This window comes from Kitasatospora terrestris, assembly GCF_039542905.1.
In the GTDB taxonomy this organism is placed as follows: domain Bacteria; phylum Actinomycetota; class Actinomycetes; order Streptomycetales; family Streptomycetaceae; genus Kitasatospora; species Kitasatospora terrestris.
On record NZ_BAABIS010000001.1, the window covers coordinates 2,398,225 to 2,412,948 of the forward strand.

General features: G+C 73.6%; 13 protein-coding genes and 1 riboswitch. Of the genes, 6 read left to right on the forward strand and 7 right to left on the reverse strand.

Going from position 1 to position 14,724, the window contains the following annotated elements; translation table 11 throughout:
* Nucleotides 1-213: 213 nt before the first annotated feature.
* Nucleotides 214-2,007 carry an AMP-dependent synthetase/ligase gene (locus ABEB06_RS11065; RefSeq protein WP_345696659.1) on the forward strand — a complete coding sequence of 598 codons (1,794 nt, stop codon included), beginning with the start codon at nt 214-216 and terminating at the stop codon, nt 2,005-2,007.
* A gap of 109 nt (nt 2,008-2,116) precedes the next feature.
* Complete coding sequence (locus ABEB06_RS11070) at nt 2,117-2,464, forward strand: DoxX family protein (RefSeq protein WP_345696660.1); 348 nt, start codon at nt 2,117-2,119, stop codon at nt 2,462-2,464.
* Between the two features lie 96 nt (nt 2,465-2,560).
* Here the strand turns inward: ABEB06_RS11070 and ABEB06_RS11075 are convergent, their stop codons facing one another.
* Nucleotides 2,561-3,700: a glycosyltransferase family 4 protein gene (locus ABEB06_RS11075; protein WP_345696661.1), complete on the reverse strand. Its 1,140-nt coding sequence runs from the start codon at nt 3,698-3,700 to the stop codon at nt 2,561-2,563.
* A 184-nt stretch (nt 3,701-3,884) separates the two neighbouring features.
* Here ABEB06_RS11075 and ABEB06_RS11080 point away from each other — a divergent pair, with 184 nt between their 5' ends.
* On the forward strand, nt 3,885-5,258 hold the full coding sequence (locus ABEB06_RS11080; RefSeq protein WP_345696662.1) for a glycosyltransferase 87 family protein: 1,374 nt from the start codon (nt 3,885-3,887) through the stop codon (nt 5,256-5,258).
* 53 nt (nt 5,259-5,311) lie between these two features.
* The gene (locus tag ABEB06_RS11085; RefSeq protein WP_345696663.1) at nt 5,312-6,226 is read left to right on the forward strand and encodes a carbohydrate kinase family protein; all 915 of its coding nucleotides are present in this window, start codon (nt 5,312-5,314) and stop codon (nt 6,224-6,226) included.
* Nucleotides 6,227-6,316: 90 nt separating this feature from the next.
* Here the strand turns inward: ABEB06_RS11085 and ABEB06_RS11090 are convergent, their stop codons facing one another.
* From ABEB06_RS11090 to ABEB06_RS11115, 6 genes are all read right to left on the reverse strand, one after another.
* Nucleotides 6,317-7,522 (reverse strand): hypothetical protein, encoded by a 1,206-nt coding sequence (locus tag ABEB06_RS11090; RefSeq protein WP_345696664.1) that lies wholly within the window; start codon nt 7,520-7,522, stop codon nt 6,317-6,319.
* Between the two features lie 125 nt (nt 7,523-7,647).
* On the reverse strand, nt 7,648-8,691 hold the full coding sequence (locus ABEB06_RS11095) for a C40 family peptidase (protein WP_345696665.1): 1,044 nt from the start codon (nt 8,689-8,691) through the stop codon (nt 7,648-7,650).
* Between the two features lie 144 nt (nt 8,692-8,835).
* On the reverse strand, nt 8,836-9,906 hold the full coding sequence (locus tag ABEB06_RS11100; protein ID WP_345696666.1) for a C40 family peptidase: 1,071 nt from the start codon (nt 9,904-9,906) through the stop codon (nt 8,836-8,838).
* Between the two features lie 10 nt (nt 9,907-9,916).
* Nucleotides 9,917-10,071: riboswitch (cyclic di-AMP (ydaO/yuaA leader) on the reverse strand.
* Nucleotides 10,072-10,399: 328 nt separating this feature from the next.
* Nucleotides 10,400-11,428 (reverse strand): C40 family peptidase, encoded by a 1,029-nt coding sequence (locus ABEB06_RS11105; protein ID WP_345696667.1) that lies wholly within the window; start codon nt 11,426-11,428, stop codon nt 10,400-10,402.
* Between the two features lie 205 nt (nt 11,429-11,633).
* Nucleotides 11,634-12,995, reverse strand: a complete 1,362-nt coding sequence (locus tag ABEB06_RS11110) for an NYN domain-containing protein (protein WP_345701809.1) — start codon at nt 12,993-12,995, stop codon at nt 11,634-11,636.
* A gap of 180 nt (nt 12,996-13,175) precedes the next feature.
* On the reverse strand, nt 13,176-13,442 hold the full coding sequence (locus tag ABEB06_RS11115; protein WP_345696668.1) for a hypothetical protein: 267 nt from the start codon (nt 13,440-13,442) through the stop codon (nt 13,176-13,178).
* 147 nt (nt 13,443-13,589) lie between these two features.
* Between ABEB06_RS11115 and ABEB06_RS11120 the strand changes: the two genes are divergently transcribed.
* Complete coding sequence (locus ABEB06_RS11120; protein WP_345696669.1) at nt 13,590-14,444, forward strand: rhomboid family intramembrane serine protease; 855 nt, start codon at nt 13,590-13,592, stop codon at nt 14,442-14,444.
* On the forward strand, nt 14,441-14,722 hold the full coding sequence (locus ABEB06_RS11125) for an Lrp/AsnC family transcriptional regulator (RefSeq protein ID WP_345696670.1): 282 nt from the start codon (nt 14,441-14,443) through the stop codon (nt 14,720-14,722). Before ABEB06_RS11120 ends, ABEB06_RS11125 begins: the two co-directional genes overlap by 4 nt.
* Nucleotides 14,723-14,724 lie beyond the last annotated feature (2 nt).

Here is a 14,724-nt window from a genome sequence, read left to right on the forward strand (position 1 = left end):
TCTGTACTGCAGCCCAGCGAAGGCTATCGCGGGTGGCGGACCCGCCGGTCGCCTGCCCGGTCCGCGGACCCCTGGTCTAAGGTGCGAGTCGGAACAATCACGACCTGACCTGCGATGTGACGCTTCGAACACCGGAGCCGACCCCCCTGGCCGAATCGACCTACCGGGCAGTAACGTCCTGCCGTCCCGCAGCGTCGCAGACGAGGAGCAGTCTTGCTCGAGTTCAGCCTTCCGGCCCGATTTCAGGTACCGAGCGGCGGTAACCTCTCCGACCTGGTCCACCAGAACGCCGAGCGGCACCCCGACACCGCCGTGCTCAGCCGCAAGGTGGACGGCCGCTGGCAGGACCTCACCGCGGTCCAGTTCCTCGCCGAGGTGCACGCGGTCGCCAAGGGCCTGATCGCCACCGGCGTCCGCCCCGGCGACCGGGTCGCCGTGATGTCGCGCACCCGCTACGAGTGGACGCTGCTGGACTTCGCGATCTGGTGCGCGGGTGCGATCACCGTCCCGGTGTACGAGACCTCCTCCGCCGAGCAGGTCACCTGGATCCTCGGCGACTCCGGCGCGCTGGCCGTGGTCACCGAGACCGCCGCGCACGCCGCCGTCGTCGACTCGGTGCGGGCCGAGCTGCCGGAGCTGGAGCACACCTGGCAGATCGAGGCCGGCGGCATCGCCGCGCTCGTGCGGGCCGGCGTCGACGTCCCCGACGCGACCGTGGCGGAGTACCGCGCCACCGCCGACGAGAACGCGATCGCCACCATCGTCTACACCTCCGGCACCACCGGCCGCCCCAAGGGCTGTCAGCTCACCCACGGCAACTTCATCGCCGAGCTGGGCAACGTGGTCGCCCGGATGCCCGAGCTGTTCCGCACCGGCGAGTCCTCCGTCCTGCTCTTCCTGCCGCTCGCCCACGTGCTCGGCCGGATCGCCGAGATCGCCGCCGCGATCGCCCCGATCAAGCTCGGCCACGTCTCCGACATCAAGAACGTCACCGAGGAACTCGGCTCCTTCCGCCCGACCCTGATCCTCGGCGTCCCCCGGGTCTTCGAGAAGGTCTTCAACACCGCGCGGGCCAAGGCCCAGGCCGACGGCAAGGGCGGGATCTTCGACAAGGCCGCCGACACCGCGATCGCCTACAGCCGCGCGCTGGACGCGGGCGGCCCGGGGCTCGGCCTCAAGGTCAAGCACGCCGTCTTCGACCGGCTGGTCTACGGCAAGCTGCGCGCCGCGCTCGGCGGCCGCTGCAACGCCGCCATCTCCGGCGGTGCCCCGCTCGGCGAGCGCCTCGGCCACTTCTACCGTGGCATCGGCTTCAAGGTCCTGGAGGGCTACGGCCTCACCGAGTCCTGCGCCGCCACCGCCTTCAACCCCAACGACAAGCCGAAGATCGGCACCGTCGGCCAGCCGCTGCCCGGCTCCTCGATCCGGATCGCCGAGGACGGCGAGGTCATGCTGAAGGGCCCGCAGATCTTCACCGGCTACTGGAACAACCCGGTCGCCACCGCGGAGGCGCTGCGCGACGGCTGGTTCGCCACCGGCGACCTCGGCAGCCTGGACTCCGAGGGCTACCTCACCATCACCGGGCGCAAGAAGGAGATCATCGTCACCGCCGGCGGCAAGAACGTCGCCCCCGCGGTGATCGAGGACCGGATCCGCGCCCACGCCCTGGTCGGCGAGGTCATGGTGGTCGGCGACCGCAAGCCCTTCATCGCCTGCCTGGTCACCGTCGACCCCGAGTTCTTCCCCCGCTGGAAGGAGCTCAACGGCAAGCCCGCCACCGCCACCGTCGCCGAACTCGCCGACGACCCGGACCTGCTGGCCGCCCTGCAGGCCGCCGTGGACGACGGCAACCAGGCGGTCTCGCACGCCGAGGCGGTCAAGAAGTTCCGCCTGCTCGACACCGTCTTCTCCGAGGACAGCGGCCACCTGACGCCGTCCCTGAAGCTGAAGCGCAACGTCGTCCTCAAGGACTTCGCCGCCGAGGTCGAGGGCCTCTACCGGAAGTAGCCGCCGGTACCCCGGAATTCCTGCGCCCGCGCTGTCACAACCGCCGGGCGGGATCCGTCGAGGGAGTGTCCGCACCTCTCGCAGCCGTCAGGAATCCGGGGTACCCGCCATGTCCGTCGCCCACGCCGTCCTCGCCGTCGTCAGCGCCCTCTGGGTCGGCTTCTCGGGCGTCTCGCTCGCCCGCCGCGCCGAGTTCGTCACCCAGCCCCTGGTCGAGTACGGCGTCCCGCGCACCTGGTGGACCCCGCTCGCCCTGGCGAAGCTGGCCGGGGCCGCCGGCCTGCTGGTCGGCCTCGCCGTCCCGGCGATCGGCGTCGCCGCGGCGGTCGGCCTGATCCTCTACTTCCTCGGCGCGGTGGCCACCTGCGTCCGGGCCCGGTCGTACGGGACCGTCCCGTTCCCGCTGCTCTACCTGGCCCCGGTCGCCGTCACCCTCGGGCTCGGCCTCGCCGCCTGACCCCGCCCGCGCGGTGACGCCCGTCCCCGCGCCCCGCCCCGCGCCCGGCCGCCCGTCAGCCCGCTGACGGACCGCCGGGTACGGCGTTCCCGGGGGCTACGGCGCGGCCAGCAGCGAGGTCAGCCGCTCGGCGAGCATGTCCCAGCGCCACGCGCGGTGCACCCACCGCCGCCCCGCCTCGCCCATCGTGCGGCGCAGCGCCTCGTCCCGCAGCAGCCGGACGATCCGCTCCGCGGCCGCCCCGGCCTCCCGCCCGGGCACCACGTAGCCGGTCTCCCCCTCCAGGACCGCGTCCGGCGCCCCGCCGGAGTCGCCGGCCACCACCGGCAGCCCGGTCGCGGACGCCTCCAGGTAGACGATCCCGAGGCCCTCCACGTCCAGGCCACCGCGCCGGGTTCGGCAGGGCATGGCGAACACGTCGCCGGCCCCGTAGTGCGCCGGCAGTTCCTCCCACGGCACCGCGCCGGTGAACACCACCGACCGCGCGACCCCGCGGGCCTCGGCCAGCTTCTCCAGGTCCGCCCGGTACGGCCCGCCGCCCACGATCAGCAGCACCGCGTCCGGCACGTCGGCGAGGATCTGCGGCATCGCCTCGATCAGCGTGTCCTGGCCCTTGCGCGGCACCAGCCGCGAGACGCACACCACCACCGGACGGTCCGTCAGCCCCAGCCGGGCCCGGATCTCCGCGCCGCCCGAGTCCGGCCGGAAGGTCTGCTCGTCGACGCCGGGGGGCAGCTGCACCATCCGCCGGGCCGCCTCCGGACCGACCGCCGCGGCGATCCGCGAACGGGTGTACTCGCCCAGGTACGTCAGGGTGTCCGTGCCCTCGCCGATCCGGCGCAGCAGCTGCCGGGAGACCGGCAGCTGCGCCCACGCGGCCTCGTGGCCGTGCGTCATGCCGAGCAGCCGCTCGGCGCCCGCCCGGCGCAGCCGGGGCGCCATCAGGCCGAGCGGCGCGGCCGCGCCGAACCAGACCGAGGTGCAGCCCTCCGCCTCGAGGATCTCCGCCGCCCGCCGGGTGACCCGGGGCGTGGGGACCATCATCCGGGTCCGGTCCCGGATCACCGGAAAGGGCTGTTCGGCGTCGAACTTCGCGACCTCGGTCCCGTCCCGCCACTGAGAGGCGTAGACCACAATGGACCCGGCCGGCTGGCGGACGGCCATATTGTGGACGAACGCCTGGATCCCACCGGGCCGCGGCGGGAAGTCGTTGGTGACGATGAGGGTCTTGTGCATCTGCCGCGGCTCGCTCGGTAGGGGGGTGCTCGGTGGACGGGTGGGTGATCCGTACGATAGGTCACCGCCGCGGTGTGTCGGGAACGAAGGTGTATCGGGAACGAAGCCTGCCCACGCAACCGTTTCTGCTCGGGGCCGGTCCTAGTAGGTGCCCACGGCGTACGAGACGAACCGAAGGAGCGTTGTGGAGTTGGCCCCGGCCGGCCGGACCGGCAGTACCGCGCATCTGGCGCTGCCCTCGGGCTCCGCTCCGACCCGCACCCGCGGGCCGCTCTGGGCGCTGACCGGGGGCTGGCTGGCCACCCGGACGCTGATCGTCCTGATGATCCTGGGCATCCTCAAGATCTCCAACACCGACGTCTCCACCGACGTGTCGGTGATCTACCACGGCTGGTACGAGGTGCTGCGCACGGGCACCTTCCCGCTGGACGACGTCACCTGGCAGTACCCGCCCGGGGCCGCGCTGGTGATCCTGGCGCCGGGGCTGCTGCCGTGGTCGTACCTGACCTCGTTCTTCGTGCTCTGCGGCGTGCTGGACGCGCTGGCGATGTTCCTGCTGGTCCGGGCGGGAACGCGGAAGGGCCGCAGCTTCCTCGGCGGCTGGATGTGGGTGGCGGGCGTGCCGCTGCTCGGCCCGACCGTGTACTGCCGCTACGACATCCTGGTGACCGCGATCGCCATCGCCGGCCTGCTCGCGGTGGCGCGGCGGCCCGGCTTCGGCGGCCTGCTGCTGGGCCTGGGCGGCCTGCTGAAGATCTGGCCGCTGCTGGCCCTGATCGGCACCCCGCGCGGCCGCCGGACCCGCCGCTCCTGGACGGCCGCCGCCGCGACCGCCGCGGCCCTGGGCTTCCTGCTGACCGCGGGGATGAACGGCGCCTTCGAGTTCCTGAAGTTCCAGACCGAGCGCGGCATCGAGATCGAGTCGCTGGGCGCCCTGCCGCTGCACTTCGCCCGGCTGACCGGCAACTGGCACGGCACCGTCACCATGAACTACGGCTCGGTCGAGATGCTCGGCCCGTGGGTGCCGGTGGTCTCCAAGGTGATGGTGGCGCTGACCGTGACCGGCTTCGGCTGGCTGCTGCTGTGGCGCCTGCGCGCGGGCCGCTGGCAGGCCTCGACCACGTACGACGCGGCGCTCACCGCGCTGCTGGTCTTCACCGTGACCAGCCGGGTGATCTCCCCGCAGTACCTGGTCTGGCTGATCGGCCTGACCGCCGTCTGCCTGACCGTGCGCGGCACCAGCCAGCGGCCGGTGGCGGTGCTGATCCTGATCGCCACCGTGCTCACCACGCTGGAGTTCCCGGTGCTGTTCGGGCAGGTGCACAAGAGCCAGTTCTGGGGCGTCCTGGTGCTCAGCGCCCGCAACCTGCTGCTGCTCGCCGCCACCCTGGTCTCCTGCCGCCGGCTGTGGCGCTCCACCCGCCGCCCCGACGCCGACCCGACCGTGGTGCTGCCGGCCGTCGAGCCGGTGGCCGGCTACCCGGTCCGCCCGGGGATCGCGTACGAGCAGGCCCTGCTGGACGACCTGGGCCAGCCGGCCGGGCGAGCCACCACCTGAAAGTTTCAGCAAGTTCTTGCGGGCCCGGTGGGCGCGCTGGCACGATCTTCGGCATGCCCGAACACGAGATCGCGTACGACGTCCTGGTCGCCGGCGGCGTCGGGGTCGACACCATCGTCCGCGTCGACTCCCTGGAGATCCCCGCCGGCGACTCCGTCGGCGTCCCACCGGTGGTCGACTACGTCGGCCACACCGGCAACGGCGTGGCCCTCGGCTGCCAGGCCCTCGGCCTGCGCACCAAGCTGATCGACTTCCTCGGCGACGACCCGCAGGGCGAACTCGTCCTCGCCGAGTACCGCCGCCGCGGCCTCGACTTCAGCCACCTGGTCTCCCCCGCCGGCACCCCGCGCGGGGTCAACCTGGTCGACGCCGAAGGCCGCCGGTTCTCCTTCTACGACGGCCGTCACCCGGCCGACCTGCGGCTGCCCCGCGCGTTCCACCTCCCCCACCTGCGGCGCGCCCGGCACGTCCACCTCTCCATCACCGGCGTCACCCGCGACATGTACGACGACGTCCGCGCGCTCGGCCTCAGCTCCTCCACCGACCTGCACGCCTGGGACGGCCTGAGCGAGCACCACCGCTGGTACGCGCTCCGCTCCGACCTGGTGTTCCTCTCCGCCGCCGGCTGCGACGGCCGGCCGGAGGAGGTCATGCGCGGCATCCTCGCGGACGGCGTCGCCCGCGTCGTGGTCGCCACCGCGGGGGCGGACGGCAGCTACCTGCTCACCCGCGAGGACCCCACCGTCCGCCACCACCCGGCGCTGGACCCCGGCCTCCCGATCGTCGACACCAACGGCGCCGGCGACTCCTTCGTCGCCGCCTTCCTCGCCGCCCACCTCGCCGGCCGCCCCCACGCCACCGCCATGCGCGCCGGCACCCTGGCCGGCGCCCACGCCTGCACCACCGCGGGCACCCACACCAGCTTCATCACCGCGGCCGAACTCGAACCCCTCCTGAACACCGCCTGACCCCCGCCCCGGACCACCCGCCGGGCGCCCTGGGCCTGCGACAGCCGGTACCGGAGATCCGGCGGCAGCCGGCACCGCAGCCGCCCGTGGTCAGCCGAGGCGGGCGGTCAGGTCCTTGGCCCACTGCCGGGTGAACTCCGCGACGCCGATCCCCAGCTCCGTGCGGAACGCCTTCTCCAGCTGGCCCGACCCGGCCGCGGCGACGGCGCGGTAGAGCGCCACCAGGCGCGTCGCCCCTCCGTGCTGCCGGGCGACCAGGTCGCAGGCGAGCCACGACATCTCGTAAGCCTGCGCGATCCCGGCCGTCCCGGCGGCGAAGGCGGCGTCGTCCGGCAGGGCGGTCGGCACCCGTCCGGCCCGGACCTCGGCCGCCAGCTCCGGCGCGATCTGCCGGGCGGTCCGCCCGCTCTCCCGGTACGCCGTCCAGTCGGCGACGCCCTCGGAGAGCCACAGCGGCGTCCAGGCGCGGGTGTCGGCGCGGGTGGCCACGTGGGTGGCCTCGTGGGTGACCACGACCCGCCGGCCGAGTTCGCTCAGGTCCCGGTAGGCCTCGGGGTTGACCAGCACCCGGTCGGCCGGCGTCCGCACCGGCGCGCCCGCCATCGCCAGGGTGACCGCGGCTATGCCCCGGTAGGTGTCGGCGGGCACGTCCAGCAGCCGGGCGAACTGCTCCTCGGTCTCGGCGAGCTCCAGCAGCAGGTGCCCGCCCCACCCGGCGCCCCAGACCTCGCTGACCGCGGGCACGGCCCGGTCGGCGAGGCCCGCGACCTCGCCCAGCTCGGCGGCATCGGCCGTCCCGAGCACCAGGCACCGCTTGCCGGAGGCGGTCCGCACCGTCCCGCCGAGGTCCCACAGGGCCACCGACCCGACCGGCTCCTCGCCGGCCACCAGCCAGCGCCCGCCGTCCCGGACCAGGTCGACCTTCCGCTGCAGCACCGCCGGGTGGTCGTCGACGCCGGCGAGCCGGAAGGCGAGCTCCACGGGCACCGAGGCGGAAGCGGCCTGCGGGCCCGGCTCGGCGAAGGAGGGCCCGACCCGGTAGGCCAGCTCCGCGAACGGCACCCCGGCCGTCCACCCGAGCAGGGCCGCCTGCGCCTCGGCCGCGCCCGGCGCGGAGCCGCCGAGCAGCGCCGCCCGGTCGCCCGTGCGCAGCGCGGCCGCCCGGGCGGCGAGCAGCGCCTCCAGCTCTGCCCGGCCGAGCGACGAGCCGGCCGCCGGACCGGACGGCGACCCGGTCGGGCCGGCGGGGGACGGCACGGTCGGCAGCGGGGCGCCGACCGGCGCGGGGGCGGTCACCCGGGGCAGCGAGAGCTGCGCGAGGCCGCCGGCGGCCAGCAGCAGGGCGGCGCGGCGCGACAGCAGCGGCCGGCCCGCCCCCGGTCGGGGGGCGGGCCGGCCGTCGGCCGCGGGATCCGTGGAGCTCAGACCCGCACCACCCCGGTGACGGGCATCGCGTTGACGCTCTCGTACCGCACCCGCGCGCCCGGGTAGGGCGCGTGCACGACGACACCGCCGCCGGCGTACATGCCGACGTGGTGCATGTCCCTGTAGAAGATCACCAGGTCTCCCGGTCGTGCTTCGGCGAGGCTGATCCGCCGGCCGGCGGAGGCCTGGGCCTGCGAGGTGCGGGGCAGGGTCACTCCGGCCTGCCTCCAGCTCCAGTACATCAGACCGGAGCAGTCGAAGGCACGGGGGCCGGTGGATCCGTACACGTAGGGGGAGCCGATCTTGCTGATCGCGGCGGCGAGCGCGACGGCGGCCCGGTCGGAGGAGGGCGGCAGGGTGCCGAGGTCGAGCCGGTCGGTGCCGCGGGTGGCGCGCTGCTCGGCCTCGCGGGCGTCGTCGGCGGCCATCCGGGCGCGCTCGGCGGTGCCGAGGCCGTCGAGCAGCTTCTGCGCCTTGAGCAGCCGCTGCCGGATCTCGTCCTTGGACTCGGCGAGGGTCTGCCGGACCCGGTCGAGTTCGGCGAGCTTGCCGGTGGCCTCGGCGCGCCGCTGGTCGAGCCGGCCCTGCCGGTCGAGCACCTGGCGCAGGGTCTCGTTCTGCCGCTCGACGGCCTGGTCGAGGGAGCGGGCACGGGCGAGGTAGCCGGCCGGGTCGGAGTCGAGCATCAGCCGGACGCCGGGGTCGATGCCGCCGGAGCGGTACTGGGCGGCGGCGACCGCGGAGAGGTCCTGGCGGAGCAGGTTGAGCTCCTCCTGGCCGGAGGCGATCTGGTCCTGCAGCGCGGAGGTCTCGGCCTGGAGCCTGCGCTGGAGTTCCTGGGCCGCGTTGTACTTCTCGGAGGCCTGCTCGGCCTCGTCGTAGATCTGGTCGATCTGGGCCTTGACGTCCTGCCTGCTGGTCGGCTCGGCCTGGGCCGGGGTGACGGTCACGCCGATGGCGCTGGTCGCGGCTGCGGTGAGGGCCAGCGCGCAGGCCAGCCGCTGGACGCCCGGCAGAGTGGGGCGGCGGTGCAGTGACATGGGCCAGAGGCTAGCGAGTCGCCCCGATCTAGTCCAAACCCCTCCACCACCGAATATTTGACCCCAAATCGGACAGAAGTCCGACCGGTGCGCGAAGGGCCCGGCACCCTGTGGGGTGCCGGGCCCTCCGGGAGTCACGGGGCGTCAGACCCGGACGATCCGGTTGATCGGCATCGCGGTCGCCGACTCGTAGCGGACCTGCGCGCCGGTGTGCGGCGCGTGGATGATCTGGCCGTTGCCGACGTACATGCCGACGTGGTGCTGGTCGCCGTAGTAGATGATCAGGTCACCGGGCTTGGCGTTGGCGATGTTGCTGCCCACGCTGGTGCCCGCGCCGGCCTGGGACTGCGAAGTGCGCGGGATCGAGACACCCGCCTGGGCGTACGCCCACTGCATCAGACCGGAGCAGTCGAAGGTGGACGGGCCCGCCGCGCCGTAGGAGTACCAGCTGCCCAGCTTGGACTGGGCGGCGGCGATGGCGGCGGCCGCGTAGCCGGAGCCGGCCGGCAGGTTGGCGGGGGCCAGGTCCGCCCGGGGCGTGTCGCGCGAGGCGCGCTCGGCGGCGGCCTGGGAGCTGGCGGCGGCCTTGGCCTCGGCGGCGGCGAGGTCCTCGCGCTCCTTCTGGGTGAGCGAGTTCAGCAGCTCCTGGGCCTTGGCCAGCTTGCCCTGGATCTCTTCCTTGCCGGCCTTGAGGCTCTTGGTGGTCGAGTCCAGCTCGCCGAGCTTCTGCTCGGCCTCCTTGCGCTGCTGGTCGAGCTTGCCCTGCTCGTCCTTGAAGGCCTTCAGCAGGTCCGCCTGGGTGGCGCCGACCTGGTCGAGGCGGCCGGCCTCGCCGAGGAAGACGTCCGGGTTGCTGGAGAGCATCAGCTGGACGGTCTGCGGGATGCCGCCGGTGCGGTACTGCTCGACGGCGATGCCGGCCAGGGTGTCCTGAACCGTGGTCACCTGGGCCTGCTGGCGGGCGACCTGGTCCTGGAGCTGGGTGACCTGCTTCTGCAGGGTCTGCTGCTTCTCGACGGCGGCGTTGTACGCCTCCGTCTTGACCTCTGCCTGCTCGTTGAGCTCGTCGACCTGCTGCTTGACCTGGTCCTTGGTCGGCGCCGGGTCGGCGTGGGCACCGGCCTGGGCGGAGAGCGCGACCGCGGTGGCGGCAGCGGCGGTCAGGATCGAGATGCGGGCGCGGCCGGCGGGCTTGGGACGACGATGGGACGCCACGAAGGCGGACTCCTTCTCCTCACACCGCCTACCAGGTGAGCTGACGGGTTCGGGCGAAGAGCTGCCCTACGACGCCTCCCCGCCCGCTCGCGCGGCCGTCCTGGCGCCGATTCACCCCGGAGGAACTGGTGGTTCCCCGGCTCCGTTCCACAGCACCCCCGCAAGGGCTTCCCCGCGGCAGACCAGCTGCCCCGCTGCTTCACGGACTCGGCGGCGACCACCGCCGTCGCCCGGGCTGGGCGATCGACTTCACGGCGGTCGAGGCATGACCCTAGTAACCCAACCGTGATCCGTTCAAATCCTTGTCAGAAAAAAATCTGAAAGAGGCTCAATTTCGATTTCAAATATGACCGCTTGTGATCACGCAGTTACCGACCGCTGATTTATTCGCATCATAAGCCTGGAAAACACGAAGCCCGGACGTGTCGCAGATCACAGGGCGATCTCGACGCGTCCGGGCGTGTCACGGCCCGTCAGGAGCCGGGCGAAACGGTCAGACCCGACGAATGGTCTTGATCGGGAGGGTGTCGACGGCCATCACCTTCACCACGTCGCCGGTGCGCGGCGCGTGGACCACCAGGCCGTTGCCGATGTACATGCCCACGTGGTGGGCGTCGCCGTAGTAGATGACCAGGTCGCCCGGCTGGGCGGCGGACAGCGGCACCCCGGTGCCGACCGAGGCCTGGGACTGCGAGGTGCGCGGCAGCGAGACCCCGGCCTGCTTGTACGCCCAGACCATCAGGCCGGAGCAGTCGAAGGTGCTCGGGCCGGTGGCGCCCCAGACGTACGCCGAACCGCGCTTGCCCATCGCCGCGTTGACCGCGACACCGGCGTAGCCGCCGGGCTGCGGCAGGCTGGAGAGGTCGTAGCGGGAGTCGCTGCGGGAGGCGGCGGCACCGCCGCCGAGGATAGCGGCCCGGTCCGCGGCGCTGAGCTTGCTCAGCAGCTTCTGGGCCTCCTTCAGCTTCTCCTGGACCTGGTTCTTCGCGTCGTTCAGCGCCTGGGTGGAGCTGTCCAGCTCGGCGAGGACGGCCGCGGCCTCCTGCTTCTGCTGGTCCAGCCGGCGCTGCTGGTCCTTGAGCGACCGGAGGGTGTCGGCCTGGGTGTTGGCGGCCTGCTCGAAGCTGGAGGCCTGCGCCAGGTACTTGTCCGGGTCGGTGGAGAGCATCAGCTGCATCGACGGGTCGACGCCGCCGGTGCGGTACTCGTCGGCCGCGACCGCCGCCAGGCCGCCGGCCAGGTCGGTCATCTGGGCCTGGCTGCGGGCGATCTGGTCCTGCAGCTGGTCGGCCTGCTTGTGCAGCTGGTCGGCCCGCTCCTTGGCGCCGTTGTACTTCTCGGCCGCCTGCTCCTGCTCCTCGAGGAGCTTGTCGACCTGGGCCTTCACCTCGTCCTTGTTCGGCTGGGCGGGCGCGGCGTGCGCGCTCACCTGGGCCGACAGGGCGACCGCGGTCGCGGCGGCAGCGGTGAGCACGGAGACCCGCGCACGGCTCGGCTGCTTGGGACGGCGGTGGGAGGCCAAGGGTGTAGCTCCTTCTTCCAGCTGGACTCACCCGTTCGGGCGATAGTCCGGAAAATAGGTTTGACGCCAGACCCTAGTGAACTCGGCGCTCCCGCGCCACTCCCCCACCCCCACGAACTTCCCAACCCGGGCGGGCTTCACGCGATCGACACATCGCGGCCACCCGGGCGCCCCGACCAGCACCGACGGAGCGCCTGAGCCCGGCTCAGCTCCGGGACAACCGATTCAGCAGCAGCACCGAGGCGACCGGCCGGGCACCGGCCTTGCGGACCCCGTCCGCCACCTCCCGGTCGGCCGAGACCACCACCACCGGACGGCCCTCCGGCTCGGCCCGCACCAGCCGGCGGATCAGCTCGTCCGCGGTCTCCCCGGTCCGGCTGAACCGCACCCGCACCCCGCGCGGCGGCGCCATGATCACCGGCACGTCCAGGTCCTGCCCGTCGAAGACGCAGGTCACCTCGGCCTGGGTGCGCTGGGCCAGCATCGCCAGCCCGCCCAGCAGCCGCAGCCGCTGCTGCTCCAGCGGCAGCGTCGGATAGCCGGTCTTGGTCACGTTGTAGCCGTCCACCACCAGGTGCACCTGAGGGATGGCCAGCAGCTGGTCCAGCAGCGCCGGGTCGTCCTCCGCCAGGCCCCGGCGGGCCACGTCGTTCGGCGAGGCCGAGCCCGGGACCACCGCCTCCACCAGGTCGGCCGGCCGGATCTGCGCGACCGGCAGCGCCAGCTCCCGCTGCAGGCCCTGCGCCGACTGCAGCACCGTGTCCAGCAGCAGCCGCAGCCGCATGTCCTCCACCGAGCGGCCCTCGCGGGCCGAGCGGCGGCCGGCCTCCACCGCCGCCTCCAGCTCGGAGACCCGGTGCCGCAGCCGGCGCGCCTCGGACTCCGCGGTGCTCCGCTCGGTCGCCGCCGCGGTCCGCGCCGCGTCCAGCTCCGCCTGCAGCTTGCGGGCCTCCGCCTGCGCCCGCCGGGTGTCGCTCTCCAGCGTCCGCACCCGCTTGCGCAGCGACTCCACCTCGCGGCGCACCCCCTCGGCGTCCGCCCGTTGGCGCTCCTGCTCGGCCCGGGCCGCGCCGCGCGCCTCGGCCAGCTCCGCCTGGAGCTTCTCCACCAGGCGGCCGGCCTCGGCGGCCGCGCCCTCGGCGTCGACCCGCTCGGCCTCCTCGCCGGCCTCCGCGACCACCCGGGTCCAGCCGGGCGTGCGCAGCAGGTAGGCGGCGGCCGCCACGTCCATCGGGTCGGCGGCCGAGGGCACCGACCCGGCCTCCAGCGACTTCACCAGATCGGGCTGGCCGAGCCGCAGCCGTTCGGCTATCCGCAGCCGGAAGGCCGGCTCGGCCTCCAACGCCGCGGCCAGCGCGGTCGCCGCGTACTTGGCCCGGCGGGCCGGCGTGAACTTGGCGTACTGGCGCAGCGAGGCGGGCAGCTCGGCCGGCGGGATGGCGCCGAGGGCGTCCGCGGCGATCCCGACCACCCGGCGCCGCACCCCCTCGGGCAGCGGCCGGTCCAGCACCTCGGCCGGCTCCTCGGCGGGCCCGGAACCCTCCGCCGGCCCGCTCGCTGCCTCCACCACGTCGTCGGCTCCGATCCTGATCACTGGGCGGTGCCGGTCGGCCGGTTGCCGACGCCCTGGAACTCACCGCTCCCTGCAATTGTCCCGTCTACCCTGCCGCACCGACAGCACCCCCGCGACGAGTCCGCCCCGCGGCCCACCCCGGACGGGGGCGGGACGCGGGGCGGGCGACGTGCGTCAGGCCTGCTGCTCGCCCTCGGCGGCAGCCTCCTCGGCACCCGGACGGGCCACCAGCTCGACCTGGTCCACCGCGTTGCACCAGCGGCAGCGCACCGACTCGATGGTCTCGGCCAGCACCTCGGTCTCCTCGACCTTGGAGTCGCCGGACAGGTCGAAGTGCACGAAGTCGATCACCCGGGAGGAGCGGGTCACGTCGAAACGGGTCAGGTTGCCGCACAGCGTGCAGCGCCAGCGGGTCTCGTCAGTCGGCGCGGCGATGGTCACCAGGGGTCCTCTCGGCGGGTTCCGGCTCGGACTTCCAAGCCTATTGCCTGCGCCGACGCGCCCGGGAACCGGTCCACGGCGCGGACACTTCACCCGTCCGCAGCACCCCCGGTGTCGCCGGGGCGGCCCCGAGGAATGCTCCCCGGCATGGTGCTCCCCGTCCTCGACCGGGCCGCTCCGCCCGCTACCGGGCCGGGCCCGGCCCCCGTGGTCACGTACGCGCTGATCGCCGTCTCGGCGCTGGTGCTGCTGCTCGGTCCGAGCGGCGTCAATCCGCTGTACGGCACCGGGGCCGCCCGGCTGTGCGCCGAGCAGCGCTACGAGCACCGCTGGGGGGCCGTCCCCGCCGAACTGATCGACCGTCGGCCGCTCTCCGCCGAGCGCCTCCGGCAGGTCGCCCCGGTCACCCCGGACTGCGTGCTCTCCCCCACCCCGGGGAAGGTGCCCGCGCTCTCGGTGCTGACCTCGCTGTTCGTGCACGCGGGCTGGCTGCACCTGCTGGGCAACCTGCTCTTCCTCTTCGTCTTCGGCCCCGGGGTGGAGCGCAGGCTGGGCCGGGCCCGTTTCCTGCTCTGCTACCTGGCGATCGGCTACCTCGCCACGTACGGCTTCGCGCTGGCCGAGGCCCGCACCCCGGACGCGGTCCGGGCACTGGTCGGCGCCTCCGGCGCGATCGCCGGGGTGCTCGGCGCCTACCTGCGGCTGTACCCGAGGGCGCGGGTGACCGCGCTGGTGCCGGTGCTGCTCTTCCTGCCGCTGCGCTTCCCCGCCTGGCTGGTGCTCGGCCTGTGGTTCGCCCTGCAGTGGTGGTCGGTGCGCGACGGCGGCTCGGGCGTCGCGTACCTGGTGCACGTCATCGGCTTCACCGCCGGCTGGCTGTTCACCTGGGCCGCCTGCCCGCGGACCGCGGGCCCGCCCGCCGCCCGCCCGCCGACCGGGAGACGCGGCGACGGGGCGGCCGATACGCTGGCCGCACCCCCGTTTACAGGAGCGCCAGAGTGATCACTGCGATCGTCCTCATCAAGACCAGCGTCGACCGGATCCCCGAGATCGCCGAGGCCGTCGCCGCGATCGACGGGGTCAGCGAGGTCTACTCGGTGACCGGCTCCTACGACCTGGTCGCCATGGTGCGGGTGCGCCGTCACGAGGACCTCGCCGAGGTGATCCCCGGTCAGGTGAACAAGGTGCCCGGCGTCACGCACACCGAGACCCAGATCGCCTTCCGCACCTACTCGCAGCACGACCTCGAGGCGGCCTTCGCGCTCGGCCTGGACGAGTAGCC

Bases quoted from the DNA above. Each gene is read 5' to 3' on its own strand.
- ABEB06_RS11070 (WP_345696660.1), top strand. From the start codon at position 2,117: ATGTCCGTCGCCCACGCCGTCCTCGCCGTCGTCAGCGCCCTCTGGGTC.
- ABEB06_RS11075 (WP_345696661.1), bottom strand. From the start codon at position 3,700: ATGCACAAGACCCTCATCGTCACCAACGACTTCCCGCCGCGGCCCGGT.
- ABEB06_RS11085 (WP_345696663.1), top strand. From the start codon at position 5,312: ATGCCCGAACACGAGATCGCGTACGACGTCCTGGTCGCCGGCGGCGTC.
- ABEB06_RS11095 (WP_345696665.1), bottom strand. From the start codon at position 8,691: ATGTCACTGCACCGCCGCCCCACTCTGCCGGGCGTCCAGCGGCTGGCC.
- ABEB06_RS11120 (WP_345696669.1), top strand. From the start codon at position 13,590: ATGGTGCTCCCCGTCCTCGACCGGGCCGCTCCGCCCGCTACCGGGCCG.